This window comes from Actinomadura sp. WMMB 499, from assembly GCF_008824145.1.
Lineage (GTDB): Bacteria > Actinomycetota > Actinomycetes > Streptosporangiales > Streptosporangiaceae > Spirillospora.
The window spans coordinates 6,320,786-6,337,239 of record NZ_CP044407.1; the positions used below are offsets into that span (position 1 = coordinate 6,320,786).

The 16,454-nt window shown below is 72.2% G+C and carries 17 protein-coding genes; 10 read left to right on the forward strand and 7 right to left on the reverse strand.

The window, feature by feature from the left end; genetic code table 11:
- Positions 1 to 2: 2 nt before the first annotated feature.
- Entirely contained in the window at positions 3 to 1,385 is a 1,383-nt protein-coding gene (locus F7P10_RS28650; protein WP_151013931.1) for a family 2B encapsulin nanocompartment shell protein, read from the forward strand.
- An 18-nt stretch (positions 1,386 to 1,403) separates the two neighbouring features.
- On the opposite strand, the gene F7P10_RS28655 is transcribed toward F7P10_RS28650, so the two are convergent.
- Both F7P10_RS28655 and F7P10_RS28660 read right to left on the reverse strand, forming a co-directional pair.
- The gene (locus F7P10_RS28655) at positions 1,404 to 2,519 is read right to left on the reverse strand and encodes a serine hydrolase (protein ID WP_151013933.1); all 1,116 of its coding nucleotides are present in this window, start codon (positions 2,517 to 2,519) and stop codon (positions 1,404 to 1,406) included.
- Between the two features lie 186 nt (positions 2,520 to 2,705).
- Positions 2,706 to 3,158 (reverse strand): GbsR/MarR family transcriptional regulator, encoded by a 453-nt coding sequence (locus F7P10_RS28660; protein WP_151013935.1) that lies wholly within the window; start codon positions 3,156 to 3,158, stop codon positions 2,706 to 2,708.
- 87 nt (positions 3,159 to 3,245) lie between these two features.
- Here F7P10_RS28660 and F7P10_RS28665 point away from each other — a divergent pair, with 87 nt between their 5' ends.
- Positions 3,246 to 4,148 carry an ABC transporter ATP-binding protein gene (locus F7P10_RS28665; protein ID WP_151013937.1) on the forward strand — a complete coding sequence of 301 codons (903 nt, stop codon included), beginning with the start codon at positions 3,246 to 3,248 and terminating at the stop codon, positions 4,146 to 4,148.
- 11 nt (positions 4,149 to 4,159) lie between these two features.
- Positions 4,160 to 4,960, forward strand: coding sequence for an ABC transporter permease subunit (locus tag F7P10_RS28670; protein ID WP_218040169.1), 801 nt, complete (start codon positions 4,160 to 4,162; stop codon positions 4,958 to 4,960).
- Positions 4,961 to 5,015: 55 nt separating this feature from the next.
- Here the strand turns inward: F7P10_RS28670 and F7P10_RS28675 are convergent, their stop codons facing one another.
- A complete protein-coding gene (locus tag F7P10_RS28675) occupies positions 5,016 to 5,621 on the reverse strand; it encodes a TIGR03086 family metal-binding protein (protein WP_151013939.1) in 606 nt (201 codons plus the stop codon).
- Between the two features lie 64 nt (positions 5,622 to 5,685).
- Between F7P10_RS28675 and F7P10_RS28680 the strand changes: the two genes are divergently transcribed.
- Complete coding sequence (locus tag F7P10_RS28680; protein ID WP_151013940.1) at positions 5,686 to 6,462, forward strand: helix-turn-helix domain-containing protein; 777 nt, start codon at positions 5,686 to 5,688, stop codon at positions 6,460 to 6,462.
- 12 nt (positions 6,463 to 6,474) lie between these two features.
- On the opposite strand, the gene F7P10_RS28685 is transcribed toward F7P10_RS28680, so the two are convergent.
- On the reverse strand, positions 6,475 to 8,100 hold the full coding sequence (locus F7P10_RS28685; protein ID WP_151013942.1) for a class I adenylate-forming enzyme family protein: 1,626 nt from the start codon (positions 8,098 to 8,100) through the stop codon (positions 6,475 to 6,477).
- A 255-nt stretch (positions 8,101 to 8,355) separates the two neighbouring features.
- Here F7P10_RS28685 and F7P10_RS28690 point away from each other — a divergent pair, with 255 nt between their 5' ends.
- The 6 genes from F7P10_RS28690 (at position 8,356) to F7P10_RS28715 (ending at position 14,846) form a co-directional block, all read left to right on the forward strand.
- Complete coding sequence (locus F7P10_RS28690; protein WP_151013944.1) at positions 8,356 to 9,117, forward strand: SDR family NAD(P)-dependent oxidoreductase; 762 nt, start codon at positions 8,356 to 8,358, stop codon at positions 9,115 to 9,117.
- Positions 9,118 to 9,246: 129 nt separating this feature from the next.
- A complete protein-coding gene (locus F7P10_RS28695) occupies positions 9,247 to 10,659 on the forward strand; it encodes an ABC transporter substrate-binding protein (protein WP_151013946.1) in 1,413 nt (470 codons plus the stop codon).
- An 82-nt stretch (positions 10,660 to 10,741) separates the two neighbouring features.
- Positions 10,742 to 12,976 (forward strand): ABC transporter permease, encoded by a 2,235-nt coding sequence (locus tag F7P10_RS28700; RefSeq protein ID WP_151013948.1) that lies wholly within the window; start codon positions 10,742 to 10,744, stop codon positions 12,974 to 12,976.
- Positions 12,977 to 13,076: 100 nt separating this feature from the next.
- The gene (locus tag F7P10_RS28705; protein ID WP_254716074.1) at positions 13,077 to 13,787 is read left to right on the forward strand and encodes an ABC transporter ATP-binding protein; all 711 of its coding nucleotides are present in this window, start codon (positions 13,077 to 13,079) and stop codon (positions 13,785 to 13,787) included.
- Positions 13,784 to 14,494, forward strand: coding sequence for an ABC transporter ATP-binding protein (locus F7P10_RS28710; protein WP_151013952.1), 711 nt, complete (start codon positions 13,784 to 13,786; stop codon positions 14,492 to 14,494). Before F7P10_RS28705 ends, F7P10_RS28710 begins: the two co-directional genes overlap by 4 nt.
- 4 nt (positions 14,495 to 14,498) lie before the next feature.
- Positions 14,499 to 14,846 carry a hypothetical protein gene (locus F7P10_RS28715; RefSeq protein WP_151013954.1) on the forward strand — a complete coding sequence of 116 codons (348 nt, stop codon included), beginning with the start codon at positions 14,499 to 14,501 and terminating at the stop codon, positions 14,844 to 14,846.
- A 178-nt stretch (positions 14,847 to 15,024) separates the two neighbouring features.
- On the opposite strand, the gene F7P10_RS28720 is transcribed toward F7P10_RS28715, so the two are convergent.
- Genes F7P10_RS28720 through F7P10_RS28730 form a run of 3 tightly spaced genes read right to left on the reverse strand, consistent with a single transcriptional unit; the run spans position 15,025 to position 16,320 of the window.
- Positions 15,025 to 15,231, reverse strand: coding sequence for a DUF397 domain-containing protein (locus tag F7P10_RS28720; protein WP_151013955.1), 207 nt, complete (start codon positions 15,229 to 15,231; stop codon positions 15,025 to 15,027).
- Positions 15,232 to 15,247: 16 nt separating this feature from the next.
- Positions 15,248 to 15,460 (reverse strand): DUF397 domain-containing protein, encoded by a 213-nt coding sequence (locus F7P10_RS28725; protein WP_254716075.1) that lies wholly within the window; start codon positions 15,458 to 15,460, stop codon positions 15,248 to 15,250.
- Entirely contained in the window at positions 15,457 to 16,320 is an 864-nt protein-coding gene (locus tag F7P10_RS28730; RefSeq protein ID WP_254716076.1) for a helix-turn-helix transcriptional regulator, read from the reverse strand. Before F7P10_RS28730 ends, F7P10_RS28725 begins: the two co-directional genes overlap by 4 nt.
- Positions 16,321 to 16,454: the final 134 nt, after the last annotated feature.

Sequence of the window (16,454 nt, forward strand, 5' to 3'; positions counted from 1 at the left end):
CGATGACGAACGGTGCGACGGACACGCGGCTCAGCCTGGGAACGGACGCCGCGCGCAACCTCGCGACGACCACCAAGACGCGCCCGCAGATGCAGGGCATCTCGTCGCGGTGGCTGCTGCGGGCGCTCCCGTGGGTGCAGGTGTCGGGCGGGACGTACCGGGTGAACCGGCGGCTCGCGTACCAGGTGCAGGACGGGCGGGTGACGTTCGTCAACACGGGCGCGCAGGTCCGGGTGATCCCGGCGGAGCTGGCGGAACTGGCGCCGCTGCGGGGGTTCGCGGACGAGCGGGTCCTCGACGTGCTCGCGGGACGGTGCGTCCAGTCGGAGTACGCGGCCGGCGACGTGATCGCGGAGGCGGGGCGCCCGGCCGACCGGGTGCATCTGATCGTGCACGGGAAGGTCGTCCGGCTGGGGGACGGCGCGTACGGGACGCCCGCGCGGCTGGGGACCCTGGCCGGCGGAGAGTACTTCGGCGCGGAGGCGCTCACCGACGCGGACGCGACGTGGGGCGCGACGGCGAAGGCGGTGACGGGCTGCACGGTGCTGTCGCTGACGCGGGAGGCGTTCGCGGAGGTCGCGGGGAACTCGGCGGCGCTGCGGGAGCGGCTCGCGCGGTTCGCCGAGTCGGGGCCGCCGAAGGTGAACAAGCGCGGCGAGGCGTCCGTGGACGTCGCGGCCGGGCACGCGGGCGAGCCCCGGCTGCCCGGCACGTTCGTCGAGTACGAGGCGGCGCCCCGCGAGTACGAGCTGAGCCTGGCGCAGACGGTGCTGCGCGTGCACACCCGCGTGGCCGACCTCTACAGCCGTCCGCAGGACCAGGTGGAGCAGCAGCTCCGGCTGACGATCGAGGCGCTGCGGGAGCGCCAGGAGCACGAGATGATCAACAACCGGGACTTCGGCCTGCTGCACAACGCCGACCCCCGGCAGCGGCTCACCACCCGCGGCGGCCCGCCGACCCCCGCCGACCTGGACGAACTCCTCGCCCGCCGGCGGGGGACGCGCGTCCTGCTCGCGCACCCGAAGGGCATCGCGGCGTTCCTGCGCGAGTGCACCCGCCAGGGCGTCTACCCGATGCAGACGGAGGTGGACGGCACCCGCGCGACGGCCTGGCGGAACGTGCCGCTGCTGCCGTGCGACAAGATCCCGGTGAGCCGCTCGGGCGTCAGCTCGATCATCGCGATGCGCACCGGCGAGGACGACCAGGGCGTCATCGGCCTGCACAAGACCGGCATCCCGGACGAGCGCGAGCCGGGGCTGTCGGTCCGGTTCAAGGGCGTCAACGATCAGGCGATCAGCTCGTACCTGGTCGGTGTCTACTTCTCGGCCGCGGTCCTCGTCCCCGACGCGCTCGGCGTCCTGCACGACGTGGAGACCGCCCGCTGACGCCCGTCCCGGGCGTGCCTAGGCGTCCTCGCAGAGGGCCGCGTCGAAGGCGTCCTTGACGCGCTGCTCCCCGGCGTCGCTCAGGCCCGGCTTCAGGTTGACCATGACGGTCGCGCTCCGGCCGTCGCGGGTGGCGCCGGTGACGGTGCTGAAGCCGATCATGTCGCCGGCGTGGCCCCAGACGGGTGCTCCGCACGTTAGTGAAACCCGCCGGAGGCCGAGGCCGTAGTCTCCGCTGACCTCCGTGGTCCGCTGCATCTCGCGCAGCGTCGCGGGGCGCAGCACCCGGCCGCCGAGCAGGGCGGCGTAGAACCGGTTGAGGTCGGAACCGCCGGACACCAGGTCGCCGCCCGCCCAGGCCACGGACGGGTTCAGCCGCGTGCGGTCGAGCAGAGCGCCGTCGGGGGTGCGGACGTACCCGCGGGGGTGCGGCCCCGGCAGGTCGGGGGAGTCGCCGGGGACGACGGTGCCGTCCAGGTTCAGCGGGCCGAGGACGCGCCGCTCGATCTCGTCGCCGAGGGAGCGGCCGGTGACCTTCTCCACGATCATCCCGGCGACCAGGTAGCCGGTGTTGGAGTACGCCCAGCCGGTGCCGGGGTCGAAGCCCGGCCGGTGCTCGAGGGCCAGGGCGAGCAGGTCCTCCGGCTCGTGGTCCTCGAGGGGGTTCTCGACGACCCGGTCGATGCCGAGCAGGCCCAGGAAGTCCGGCAGGCCGCTGGTGTGCTGGAGCAGGTGCCGGACGGTGATGTCCCGCCCGTCGTTGCCGTTGCCGCGCACCACCCCGGGCAGGTACCGCTCGACCGGCGCGTCCAGCTCGATCAGCCCGTCCTCGACGAGCAGCAGCACCGTCGTCGCGGTGAACGTCTTCGTGACGCTGCCGATGCGCCAGTGGCCCCGCTTCGGCATCGGGGCGCCGGTCCGGACGTCGCCGACGCCGTCGGTGATCACGGTCCGCCCGTGCCGGTCGCGGATCTCGGCCAGCGCGCCCGGCGACCCGTCCGACGTCGTGAGCGTGTGCAGCAGCCGCCGGAGCTCCGGCCGGTGCTCGTGGGCGGCCGCGGGCGCGGCGGGCACCGCGGTGCCCGCGGCGGACAGCCCCGCGAGGCCGAGCACCGCGATCGTCTTGCGCAGCATGTGTCGTCTCCTTGGGAAGGTCGGCGGTTCGGGAGATCGTCACGCTACGAGCGGCCGGTGCGGACGGTCGTCCCGCCCGGGTACCGACCCGCACCTCCCCCGCGCGGACGGCACCGCACGTCCCGTCCGCCCCGGCGGAGCCACCGCGCCCCCACCGCCCGGGGCGGAGGACGCCTCGGGCGGGCGTCAGGTTCCGCGTTCGGTGCGCCAGCGGTCGATGAGCGCGGGCAGCTCGCGGAACATGTAGCCGTAGAAGTCGCGCATCTCGTGCAGGCGGCGCGCGGCCGGGCTGTCCTCGCCGGTGGCCTCGATGCCCTCGTCGGCGGCCTCGAGCATGGCCCGCACGGCCGCGTTCTGCGTCGACATCAGGGTGGCCCAGGCGCCGTCGCGCATCCGGTGGTGCTCGCGGCGGCTGCCCGGGGCGGGGGCGCGCTCGATCAGCCCGACGGTCGACAGCATCTTGATCGCGCCGGACACCGAGCCGGAGCTGATGCCGAGCCGGTCGGCGAGCTCCCCGGCCGTGACGCTGTCGGTGTCGGCGAACATGAACGCCGCCAGCACCCGCGCGGTCGACTTCTGCAGACCGCCCTGCGTGAGCACCAGGGCCAGCCGTTCGGCCGCCTCGGTCGTGTCCGCCACGGTCGTCCCCCTCGTCGTCGGCGTATACGGAATCTTAACAGCTCCGAATCTTCAGAAATCTCTGAAAACAATGCTACCGTCGAAGGCATGGACACGGTGATCGACATCGACCGGCTGACCAAGACCTACGGTCCGCGGCGCGGTCTGGACGACCTGACCCTCCAGGTGGGCGCGGGCGAGGTGTTCGGCTACCTCGGGCCGAACGGCGCGGGGAAGTCCACGACGATCAGGCTGCTGCTGGACCTGATCCGCCCGACGTCCGGGACGGCCCGCGTCCTCGGCCTCGACCCCCGCGCGGACGCCGTCGAGCTGCACCGCCGGACCGGCTACCTCGCGGGCGACTTCGTCGTCGACGGGCGGCAGAAGGCCGGCGAGTGCCTCACGTTCCTCGGCAACCTGCGCGGCGGCGTCCCGGCCCGGCGGATCACCGGGCTGGCCGAGCGGCTCGACCTCGACCTCGGCGCCCGGGTGAAGAGCCTGTCGAAGGGCAACCGGCAGAAGGTCGGCCTGATCCAGGCGTTCATGCACGATCCCGAGCTGCTGATCCTGGACGAGCCGACGTCGGGCCTCGACCCGCTCGTGCAGCGCACGTTCCTCGACATGGTCGGCGAGGCGCGGGCGGACGGCCGGACGGTGTTCATGTCGAGCCACGTCATGAGCGAGGTCGAGGCGGTGGCCGACCGCGTGGCGATCATCCGCGAGGGACGGCTCGTCGCCCTGGACACCGTCGACGACCTGCGCGCCCGCTCCTACCTGCGGGTCCGCATCGCGTTCGCCGCCCCGGTGGACGCCGCCGAGTTCGCGCTGCCCGGCGTCACCGACGTCCACGTCGACGGGACCGTCCTCACGTGCACGGTCGAGGACACGCCGGACGCGCTCGTCAAGGCCGCCGCCCGGCACACCGTCACCGGCCTCGGCGCCGAGTCGCAGGACCTCGAGGAGCTGTTCCACACCTACTACGCGCGGGGCGAAGCCGCCCCCGCCGCCTGAAGGGCACGACGATGACCACCATGGCCGACGCGTTCAGCCGCTCGATGTTCGCCAAGACCCTGTACGACAACCGGCGGGTCTTCGCCGTGTGGGCGCTGGCCACGGCCGCGCTCGCGACGATGTACGCGGCGTTCTACCCGCAGATCACGGCGGACAGTGCGGCCTCGGTCCCGGACGCGATGAGGGGCTTCGGCCTGGACGACATGTCCTCGGCCGCCGGATACCTGCAGGGCCCGGTGTTCGGCCTGCTGGTCCCGCTGCTCGCGGTCTTCTACGGCGCCGCCACCGGCGCCCGGATGATCTCCGCCGACGAGGAGAGCGGCCACCTCGACCTGCTGCTGGCCCACCCGATCGGCCGGACCCGCCTGCTGCTCCACCGGTTCGCCGCGCTCGCCGCGGGCGCGGCGCTGATCGCGGCGGCCGTCCTCGCCGGGCTGCTCGCGGTCCGGACGGGCGCCGGGCTCGACTCCGTCGGCCCCGCCGAGTTCGCGGCGCAGGCCGTCCACCTCGCCCTGCTCACGCTGCTGTTCGGCGGCATCGCCACCGGGATCGGCGCCGCCACCGGTAAGGGACGTGCCACGGTGTTCGGGATCACCGCCGGGATCGGCGTCGCGGCCTACGCGGTCAACGGGTTCGCGCCGCAGATCGGCGCCGAGTGGCTCCGCGACCTGACGCCGTTCGCCTACTACATCGGCGGGGAGCCGCTGCGGAACGGCTTCCGGCCGGCCGACGCGGCCGTCCTCGCCGCCGCGACGCTCCTGGTCATGGCGGTGGGCGCGTGGCGCTTCACCCGCCGCGACCTCGCCCGCTGACGGCACGCCCGCCGACGGCACGCCCGCGCCGCCCGGCGCGGGCGTGCCGCCGTGCTCAGGCCGGGCTCCACCGCGGGTCCCGGCCGGACGCGGCGAGCGCGCGCTCGAACGCGGGGGCGTCCGCGGCCACCGGCACCGGGTCGGCGAACCCGTCGTACTTGCGGTACAGCTCGCCGTGCTCCTCGACCACGCCGAGGACGAACTCGCCCGCCTCGGGCGACACGGTGATCTCCGCCCCGATGGACCGCGCGACGTCCCAGCCGTGCACGGCCATCTCCTTGACGACCATCGACGCGACGTCGACGGCGGGCGCGGCTCCGCCCCCGAAGTCGATGTCCCCCTCCCAGACGGCCGGGTCGGCCCAGGCCGCGACGGCCCGGTCGAGCTGGGCCGCGTACTCCTGCGCCCACGCCGCGCCGGCCGTGAAGTCCCGTTCGGTCATCGCGTCCGGGAGCGGCGTGCGCAGCGCCCGGTGCTCCAGGCCGTACGAGGTGTAGAGCACCCAGTGGTTCACCAGCGTCCGCAGGTCGAAGTCCGCGCACGGGGTGGGGTCGCCGAGACGGTCCGGACCTGCGGCGGCGACGGCGCGCGCGACGCGCGCGGCCTCGGCCGCGCACTCCTTCATATGGGCATGGAAGCGCTCGATGTCCTTTTCGTTCATGTGTTCGAGGCTAGGGTCGCCGCTTCTCCCGGCTCTTGGAGAAAACCGCCAATATGCTGGGCACATGGACGAGTTCGGGCGCGGGGTGCTGTACCCGCGGAAGCAGGCGTCCATCGTGGATCTGGAACGCCGCCCGCCCGGTCCGGAGCTGCGGCCGTTCGTCGAGCACTACTGGCACGTCCGGTGGCGGACCCCGGAGCCCTACGACACGAAGGTGCTGTCGCATCCGAGCGTCCACCTGGTGTTCGAGGAGCCGGAGCCGCTCGTGTACGGCGTCGACCGCGACCTGTTCGTCCGCCGCCTGGAGGGGGCGGGGCAGGTCCTCGGCGTGAAGTTCCGGCCGGGCTGCTTCCGGGCGTTCGCCGGACGGCCGGTCGCCGAGCTGGCGGACGGCAGGTTCCCGGCCGCGGAGTTCTTCGGCCCGCGGGTGCGGGAGGCGTCCCGCGAGATCCTCGGCACGGCCGACACCGACGTGATGGCGAAGACCGCCGGGGAGTTCCTGCTGCCCCGGCTGCCCGCGCCCGACCCCGTCGCCGCCGAGGTCGCGGAGATGGTCGCGCGGCTCACCGCGGCCCCGTCGGTGTTCCGGGTCGGGCAGGCCGCCGAACTGCTGCACGTCTCGTCCCGGACGCTCCAGCGGCTCTTCGCCGAGTACGTCGGGGCGAGCCCGAAGTGGGTGCTGCGGCGGGCGCGGCTGCACGAGGCCGCGACGCGCGCGGACCGGGGCGACCCGGTCGACTGGGCCGCCCTGGCCGGCGAGCTGGGGTACTACGACCAGGCGCACCTGGTCCGCGACTTCACGGCCGCGGTGGGGGAGCCCCCCGCCCGCTACGCGCGCTGATACCGGGGACGGTCAGAGCGTCGCCTCGACCTCGCGGCGGACGACCTTGCCCGTCGCGTTGCGGGGCAGCGGCTCGGTCGTGAGGCGCCAGCGCGACGGCACCTTGAAGTACGAGAGCCGCTCGCGGGCGAACGCCGCGATCTCCTCCTCCGCCGGGACGGGCGCCGCGAAGACGACCACGGCCATCACCTCCTGGCCCAGGTCGGCGTGCGGGACGCCCAGCACGAGGCACTCGCGCACGCCGGGGAACTCGGCGAGGACGTTCTCGATCTCCGCCGGGTACACGTTCTCGCCGCCGCGCAGGATCAGGTCGGAGCGGCGCGTGGTGAGCCGCAGCCGCCCGCCCTCGATCATGCCGATGTCGCCGGTGTGCAGCCAGCGGTCCGCGCGGATCGCCCGGTCCGTGGCTTCCCGGTCCTGCCAGTAGCCGAGCATGGTGTAGGCGCTGCGGACGCACACCTCGCCCTCGGCGCCCTCCGGCAGCGCGTTGCCGTCCGGGTCGCGGATCTCCAGCCGGACGCCGATGGTGGGGCGGCCGAGCGTCCCGGGGTCCTCGGCGAGGTCGGCGGGCGTCGCGACGGCGACGCCGGTGCACGACTCGGTGAGCCCGTAGCTGTCGGTGAGCGCGTTCTCGGCGGGCGGGAACACCTCCCGCAGCCGCGCCTTGAACGCGGGCGACGACGGCGCGGTGGCCAGCGCGAACGCCGTCAGCGACGACAGGTCGTACTTCGTCGCGGCGCCGTGCTCGACGATCCGGTTCGCCATCGTCGGCACCGCGCCCCAGTTCGTGACGCGCTCGCGCTCGATCAGCCCGAGGACGGCGTCCACGTCGAACCGTCCCTCGTGCATGATCACGGCGGAGCCGGTGGCCAGCCGCGGGACGGCCAGGTTGTGCAGGCTCGCGATGTGGAACAGCGGCAGGACGAGCAGGTAGCGGCGGTCGGCGGGGTCGCCGGGGACGCCCATCGCCGCCATCATCGCGTCGTTGAACCGGTGGTACTCGATCACCGAGGTGAGGTTGCGGTGCGAGTGGACGGCGCCCTTCGGCCGTCCCGACGTCCCGCTCGTGTAGAGGATGACGGCCGGGTCGTCCTCGGCGGGCGCCGGCACGTCCAGGTCGTCCGGCGTGGCGTCCGGGTACCGGGCGGCCAGCGCGGGGACGTCGTCCTCGACCGTCAGCACCGGCACCCCGGAGGTCCGCGCGGCGCGCTCGGCGTCGGCGATGACCAGCACCGGCGCGGTGTGGCCCAGCGCGTAGTCGATCTCGGCGGGCGTCCACCAGGCGTTGTAGGCGACGACGATGCCGCCGGCGGCGAGCACGCCCCAGAACGCGATGATCCACTCCGGGGAGTTCGCGGCGTTGATCGCGACGCGGTCGCCGGGCCGCACGCCGTGGTCGTCCCGCAGGGCCCTGGCCAGCGACGCGGCCTGCGCGGCGTGCGCGGCGAACGAGATCCGGCGGGTCGCGGTGACGATGTAGTCGCGGTCGCCGTGCGCGGCGGACGCGGCGAGGACGGCGGGGAGGCTGCGGGCCCGTCCGGCGAACACCGGCAGCCGGACGCCCAGCACGTCCTCCTCGCGGAGTTCGAACTCGCCGCCGGGGCCGGTCAGCCGCTGCACGATCTCCATCGCCGTCATGGGTCCTCCTCGCTCGCGTCGCCGAAGATTCTCATCCGTGTGACCGGAGGCACCAGGCCATTCCGCTGAGCGGGACCTGCGGGTTCGCGGGTCCCGGACGGCCATTCCCGGTGAGCGGGACTGGCGGGCCCGCGTGGGCCGCGTCACATCACGATGGCCGCTACCAGGGCCGTTGCCCGATCCCGAGTGGCGGCCGGAACCGCCCGTCACCTGGGAACGGGCTGTCAGAACCAGTGTCGACGAACCGGGAGAAACATGGGAACCCTCGACGGCAAGGTCGCGATCGTGACGGGCGCCGGGCAGGGCGTGGGCCAGGGCATCGCGCTGGCGCTCGCCTCGGCGGGCGCCGCGGTCGCGGTGCTCGGACGGACGGCGGCCAAGCTCGACGCGACGTGCGACCTCGTGCGCGAGCGCGGCGGGCGGGCCGAGCCGTTCGAGTGCGACGTCGCCGACACCGCCGCGATCCCCGCGCTCGTCGACGCGATCGCGGAGCGGCTCGGCGGCATCGACATCCTGGTCAACAACGCCTACTCGGGGAAGTACGGGCCGCTGCTGGAGATGAGCGACGCCGACTTCCAGAAGGGCTTCCGGACCGGGCCGTTCGCGGCGTTCGCGTTCATGAAGGCGGCCCATCCGCACCTGAAGGCGCGCGGCGGCGGCAGCATCGTCAACCTCGTCACCTCGGCGATGGTCCGCTGGGACCCGACGACCTACGGCGCCTACGCGTCCGCCAAACAGGCGCTCCGCTCGCTGACCAGGACGGCCGCCGCCGAGTGGGGCCCGGACGGCATCCGCGCGAACTCGATCGCGCCGCACGCGCTCTCGCCGGGCCTGAAGCGGTGGGCGGACGCGTTCCCGGAGGCCGCCGAGGAGTTCCGCAAGACGATCCCGCTCGGCTACATCGGCGACTGCGAGCAGGACATCGGCCGGGCGGTGCTCGCGCTCGTCCAGCCCGACCTGCGCTACCTGACCGGGGCCACGATCCCGCTGGACGGCGGCCAGGCCTTCTTCGGCTGAGCCCCCCTCCGGCCGGGCGCTCCCGGCGGCCTTCGGCGGCGGGCCCGCCGAGGGTTCCGGCGGCATGCCCGCCGGACGTCGACTCCGCCCCCCGCCACACCACCCCATCCATCCCAAAGGAGACGACCGATGAAGGTCGACAAGATCGGGCGCCTCGCGGTCGGCGCGCTGGCCGTGGCGCTGGTGGCGTCGTGCACCAGCGAGCGGTCCGGCACCGCGCTGGTCCAGGGCGGCACGGACGGCGGCGGGCAGGCCGCCGCGTCCGCCGCGAAGTTCGGGACGCTGGAGTCGCCGTGCGGGCCCGGCGACGCGAAGGGCGCCACCGACCAGGGCGTCACCGACGACGCCATCACGATCGGCTTCGGCGACGACCGGGGCTTCGCGTCCGCGCCGGGCCTGTCCAAGGAGATGGGCGACGCGGTCTCCGCGATGATCGACTGGTGCAACGAGCAGGGCGGCATCAACGGCCGCGAGCTCAGGGGCAACCAGTACGACGGCGCCTACATGCACGCCGCGAAGGTGGTGCAGGAGTCCTGCGAGCAGGACTTCATGCTCGTCGGGCAGGGCTTCGCGATGGACGACGCCGCCGAGCAGTACCGGGTGGCGTGCAAGCTGCCGACGGTCGCGGGCTTCACGGTCGGGCCGAACGCGGCGATGGGCCCGATGAAGTACGAGGCCGTCCCGTACCCGGTGGACCGGATGAACATCGGGTCGATGCGCATCGCGCAGGAGATGTGGCCGGACTTCGACGAGAAGACGGACGTGCTGCTGTCGACGTCGCCCGCGGTGACGACCGGGACGAACAAGGTCAAGTCGGCGATGAAGCAGATCGGCGTGGAGCCGGTGGAGTGCGGCGTCCGGCTGAACGACGCGGGCGAGAGCAGTTACATGCCGTTCGCGCAGAAGATCAAGGAGTGCGGCGCGGGGTACCTGTGGTCGTCCGACACTCCGGACCCCGGCCAGTTCAGCCTGCTGGAGTCGGTCAAGCGGGCGGGCGCCGAGCCGAAGTACCTGATGGAGGCGACCTGGTACAGCACCAAGGTCTCCGAGTGGAACAAGGGCTCGGGCGCGGGTGACGCCCTGCACGCGGGCATGGCCTTCCAGCCGTTCGAGAACGCCGAGCACGTGCCGGCGGTCAAGAAGTACATGGAGCTCGTCGAGGCGAAGAACGGCAAGATCGCGCTGCTCGGGATGCAGGCGACGTCGGCGTTCCTGCTGTGGGCGACGGCCGCCGACGAGTGCGGGTCCGACCTCACCCGGCAGTGCGTGGTCAACGAGCTGTCCAAGGTGCACGAGTGGACGGGCGGCGGGTTGCACGCCCCGACCGACCCGGGCGCCAACCGGCCCGCGAACTGCGCGCTGCTCGTAAAGCTGACCGGCGAGAAGTGGGAGCAGGTCTTCCCGGAGGAGGCCGGCGAGTTCTCCTGCGGCGACGACTACGTGGTGGAGACCGACCCCAAGACGTGGGGCACCGAGCTGAACGACGACCGGATCTCCACGAAGTTCCTGACGGACGACGTCATCAAGCCGCAGACCTCGTGAACCGCCCCACGGCACGCCCCGCGCCACGACCGGCGGCGGGACTGGGCGGCACGAACGGAAGCAGGACGGGAGGGACTCGCGGATGACGACGTTCCTGACCTACACGATCCTGGGGCTCGTCCTGGGCGCGGTGTACTTCATCGCGGCCTCGGGGCTGGTCCTCACCTACAACACCTCGGGCATCTTCAACTTCGCGCACGGCGCGCAGGCGATGTTCGGAACGTTCCTCTACTGGCAGTTCACCAACGTGTGGGGCTGGCCGGTCTGGCTCGCGCTGGTCATCGTGGTGGGGGTGGTCGGCCCGGCGATGGGCGCCGCCCTGTACGCGGCGATCATGAAGGGGCTGCGCGGCACCGCCGAGGTCACGAAGATCATCGTGACGGTGGCGGTGCTCCTTGGAACGGTCTACCTCGCCCAGTGGGCGTGGAACCCGGACGAGGCGTACACCGTCGACATGTTCTTCGGCGGCGGCGCCAAGATCACCGTCGCCGGGGTGGAGATCCGCTGGCACGAGATCGTCTGCCTGGCCGCCGCGGTGGCCATCGCCATCGGGCTGCGGGTCCTGTTCACCCGCAGCCGGACGGGCGTGGTGATGCGGGCGTCCGTCGACGACCCCGACCTGGTGCGGCTGAACGGCCACGACCCCGAGCGGGCCGCGATGCTCGCGTGGGCCCTCGGCTCCACGCTGGCCGTCCTCGCCGGCGTCCTGATCGTCCCGATCAGCGGCGGCGGGCTGGACGCGAACATGCTGACGCTGCTGGTGATCGACGCGTTCGCGGCGGCGATGTTCGGACGGCTGCGCAGCATCCCGCGCACGTTCGCGGGCGCGATCGTCCTCGGCCTCGCGGCGAACTACGTGCTCGCGTACCTGCCGTCCGCCGGGACGTTCGCGGGCAACCTGCGGGTCTCGCTGCCGATGATCCTGCTGTTCGTCGTGCTGGTCGTGCTGCCGCAGGACCGGCTGCGCGGCGCGGCCGTCCGGACCCGCGAGCGGTACCGGCCGCCGACCGTCCGGTCCGCGGCGGTGTGGGGCGCGGTGCTGGTCGCCGTCGTCTACCTGTACAGCCGGCTGCTGTCGGACGGCGGTGTCTCGACGCTCGCGCTCGGCATGTCGTTCGCGATCGTCGCGCTGTCGCTGACCGTCCTCACCGGCTACGCGGGCGAGCTGAACCTCGCGCCGCTGGCGTTCGGCGCGGTCGCCACGATCGTCGCGTTCCACTTCGGCGTGCAGGGGAGCGGTCTCGCGGCGCGGCTGGGCGTGCACGGGGTGCTGCTGGGCGTCCTGGCGGCGGCGGTCGTCGGGGGCCTGATCGCGCTGCCCGCGCTCCGCCTCCGCGGCCTGTACCTCGCACTCGCCACGATGGCGTTCGGGGTGTTCCTGTCGAACATGGTGCTGCGCGACACCACGCGGCACGAGCTGTTCGGCGTGGAGTTCACCCTGTTCCCCGGCGGTTCGCTGGTCGTCCCGCCGCCGAAGCTCGGGCCGGTCGACCTGCGGGACGGCACCACGTTCCTGATGGCCGCGACCGTCCTGTTCGCGTTGATCGCGATCGGGCTGGCCGCGCTGCGCGCCGGCGGGTACGGGCGGCGGCTCGCCGCGATGAAGGACAGCCCGGCGGCGACGGCGATGCTCGGGCAGGACCTCGTCCGGCTCAAGCTCGGCGTCTTCATGATCTCCGCGGCGATCGCGGGGCTCGGCGGGATCCTGATGTCGGCCGCGACCGGCACCGTCGCGCAGGAGAACTTCACCTTCACGGTGAGCCTCAGCCTGCTGATGCTCGTCGTCGTCGCGGGCATCGGCTACATCAGCGGCGCCCTGTTCGGCGGGCTGATGGCCGGGGTCGGCGGCGCGGTGCTGACGGGCACGTTCAGCGACCTCGCGCTGCAGCACCCCGGCCCGGCGGACATCTTCACCGCGCTCGGCCACCTGGTCATGGTGCTGACGGCGCTGGTCGGTATGGGCGTCGGCCGGAACCCCAGCGGCGTCGTGCACGACATCGCCGAGGGCTACCGGGCGATGCGCGGCGCGAAGCCCGTCCTGTACGGGGCCGGGGCGTTCGGCGCCGTCCTGTACGCCCTGGCCGTGACCGGCGTCATCGGCTCGTGGACGTTCTCGCTCGTCGCCCTCTGCGTCGTCATGCTCCTTCCGGTCGTGGGCCGCATGTACCTGGAGGAGGGCCGCAAGCGGGAGACACCGCTCGAACTGCTCGGCGTGGACGAGCCCTACACCGACGAACTGCGCGCGCGCCTGGACCGGGAACTCGGGCTGCCCGTCACCGGCGGCGCGTTGAAGGGGGAGGCCAGTGTCACCGCGTGAGACACCCGCACCCGGAACACCCGCACCCGGAACACCCGTTCTCGAGACACCCATTCTCGAAACAAGGGGCGTCACCGTCAGGTTCGGCGGCAACACCGCCGTGGCGGATGTCGGCCTCGCCGTCGCCGAAGGGCGGATCACCGGGCTGATCGGCCCGAACGGCGCGGGCAAGACGACGATCTTCAACACCATCACGGGCCTGCAGAAACCGGCGTCCGGTCAAGTGCTGCTGGACGGCGCCGACATCACCAAACTGCCCCCGGCCAAGCGCGCGCGGCGCGGCATGGCCCGCACGTTCCAGCGGCTGGAGCTGTTCCTGTCGCTGTCGGTGCGCGACAACGTGCGCGTCGCCGGGGACGTCCGCCGCAGCACGGGCCGTCGCGGCACGGGCCGTCGCGGCACGGGCCGTCGCGGGCGGTTCGACCTGGAGGCCGAGACCGACCGGATCCTCGAGCGCACCGGCCTCACCGACATCGCCGGCCGGGAGGTGTCGGACGTCCCGATCGGACGGGCCCGCGTGGTCGAGGTGGCGCGGGCGCTGATGACGTCCCCGCGCGTCCTGCTGCTGGACGAGCCCGCGTCCGGGCAGACCGAGCAGGAGACCGAGGCGTTCGCGGAGATGCTTATCGGCCTCGCCGCCGACGGCCTCGCGATCTGCCTCGTCGAGCACGACCTGCCGCTCGTCATGGGGCTGTGCTCGACGATCCACGTCCTCGACTACGGCGCCCTGATCGCGTCCGGCACCCCGGCCGAGATCAAGGAGTCACCCGAGGTCATCGCGGCCTACATCGGGACGGAGGAAGCGGCGTGAGCGCCGAGACCGAACCCCTGCTCGAACTGCGCGGGGTGCACGCCGCCTACGGGGCCATCGAGGTGCTCCACGGCGTGGACCTCGCGCTGCGCCCCGGCTCGCTCCTCGCGCTGCTCGGCCCGAACGGCGGCGGCAAGTCGACGACGATGCGGGTGTGCGGCGGGCTGCACGCGCCGTCGAGCGGGGAGTTGCGGTTCGCGGGCCGGAAGATGAACGGCGTCACCGCGCAGCAGGCTGCCCGCCTCGGCGTGTGCTCGATCCCGGAAGGCCGGGGCATCTTCCCGAACCTGACCGTGCGGGAGAACCTGTGGGCCGCCACCGGGACGGGCGCCCGCCGCGCGGACGTCGAGGAGAAGGCGTTCGCGCGCTTCCCGATCCTGGCGGAGCGCCGCGACCAGCTCGCCGGGTCGATGTCCGGCGGCGAGCAGCAGATGCTGGCGCTGTCGCGCGCCCTCGGCACCGAACCGGCGGTGCTGCTGCTGGACGAGCTGTCCATGGGCCTCGCGCCCATGATCGTCTCGCGGATGTACGAGACGGTCGCCGAGCTGGTCGAGGGCGGCCTCTCGGTCCTGGTGGCCGAGCAGTTCGCCCGCGCGGTGCTGCCGATCGCCGACACCGCCGCCCTCATGCTCCACGGACGGGTCGTCGCGGCCGGCGCGCCCGCCGACATCGAAGACCGGCTGTCCAGCGACTACCTGGGAGGTTGACGGAATGCTCACCGAGGAACGACGCGAGCAGTTCAAGAAGGACGTGGCGGGCGAGCGGCTGAAGACCGACCAGTCGCGGCACGACGGCGTGCTGCGCATCATCGGCGCGCTGCTGATGGTCACGGGGGTGGTCGGCGCGTTCGTCTGCTACAACATCTCGCTCGCGCAGGACGACATCCGCAACGTCGGGTCCCTGCACATCATGGCGACCGGCTTCGTGGGGGTGACCGTGCTCGGCGGCGCGCTCTACGTCGCCGCCGCGCTCGCGCGCGTCCTGCGCCTGTGGCTGCTGCGCCAGCTCGTCGAGTCACAGGCCCAGGCCGACCGCCTGACCGCCGCCCTCGACCGCTGACCGGGCGGTAGCCCGTCGCCCCCAGTGAGCCGGATGCCCGAAACGCGTGGGCATCCGGCTCATTCCGGCGCGCCGGGGCGGCCGACGCGTCGAGAGGAACCCAGACCGGCTCTGGCCACGACGGAGCGCCCGCTGACGACATGGTCAGCGGGGGCGCTCGGCGCGTAGGCGCCTCAGTTCACGAGAGGTCGAACCGGCCGTCTCGCACCTGGGCGACGAGCACGGCCCACGTGTCCGGAGTCAGGGAGAGATGTCCCATCTCCGGGGCCTTGCTGTCGCGCATCCCAACGTTCGGCGTGAGGTCGGCCACCTCGACACACTCACCGTTGCCACTGCTGTGGCTGCTCTTGCGCCATGCGGCACGGGGCGCGCCGAGATCATCCATCCCGAGTTCCTTCCAGTTACGTCAGGTCGTAGCGGCCGACCTTCACCTGCCGAAGAAACGCCCCCCACTCGTGCACCGGGAAAGTTATTGCGGGGTTGGCAGGGCGTTTGCTGTCTCGGACGGCGATGACGGCCTGCACGCTGGCGACCTCGACGCATTGGCCGTTGCCGCTGCTGCGACTGCTCTTTCGCCACTGGGCACCCGTTAGGTCGTGCGCGGTGGTCATCATGCTCCTCTGCCTGGACGCTCATCTCGCGCTGCCGCTGCGATCAACTCAGCGGACGCACTCGGGCTGAGCGCTCCAGCACGAAGGTGTGTGAACACCAGGTTATACCTGGAGATGTCGGCTTCCTCCTCCAGGAAGAGGTCTCCGGCCTGACTGTCGATGTAGACGATGGCCGGCCCGATCGCCTCGGCAAAGTCCATGACGACGAAGGAACCCGGCATGCCTGGATGCGCACCCGCATCAAAGGGGATCACCTGAAGATTCACGGTTGGCAGCTCCGTGATGGCGGACAAGTGTTGCAACTGCTCTGCCATGACTGCGCGGCCTCCGACAACACGGCGGATGGCGGCTTCGTCCACGATCGCCCACAGCTTCAATGGTTGCTCTCTGGTGAGGGCTGCTTGTCGCTGCATCCTTGCGTCAACTCGGCTCTCAATCTCCTCACGTGTGCACTCTGGGAGCACAGCGCTGATCGCGGCACGTGCGTACCTCTCGGTCTGGAGCAAGCCTGGGATGAACAGGCACTCGTAGTTCAACACCTCGCGTGCTTCGGCCTCGAACTCGATGTATGACGTGTACCGCTCTGGAAGGTCGGACGAGAAGGTATTCAGCCAGCCGCGATGCGCGGACTGCTTGAGCAAGGTCATCAACTCGGTGCGCCTCGGCTCGGTCACTTCGTACACGTCCAGGAGGCTCGCCAGGGTCCGTGCCTGGGGTCGGGCGCGTGCGGTCTCGATGCGATAGAGCGTGGCCTCGTTGATGCCGGTTCGTTCGCTGATCCCTTCACGGGTGAGATCAGCAGCCTTGCGGAGCCGGCGTAGCTCGGATGCAAGTCGCCTCATACGCACCGTGGGTGCTGGCATAGATGGTTCTCCCTGGTCACGGCCCTGACGAACGTTTCTTGGGGCCTTCATGCACACGCAACTACGATCAAGCGTACGCAATCAAAGCGAACGCATACCTTGCATTGTTGCAGTATGTGAGGGCATGCTTTGCG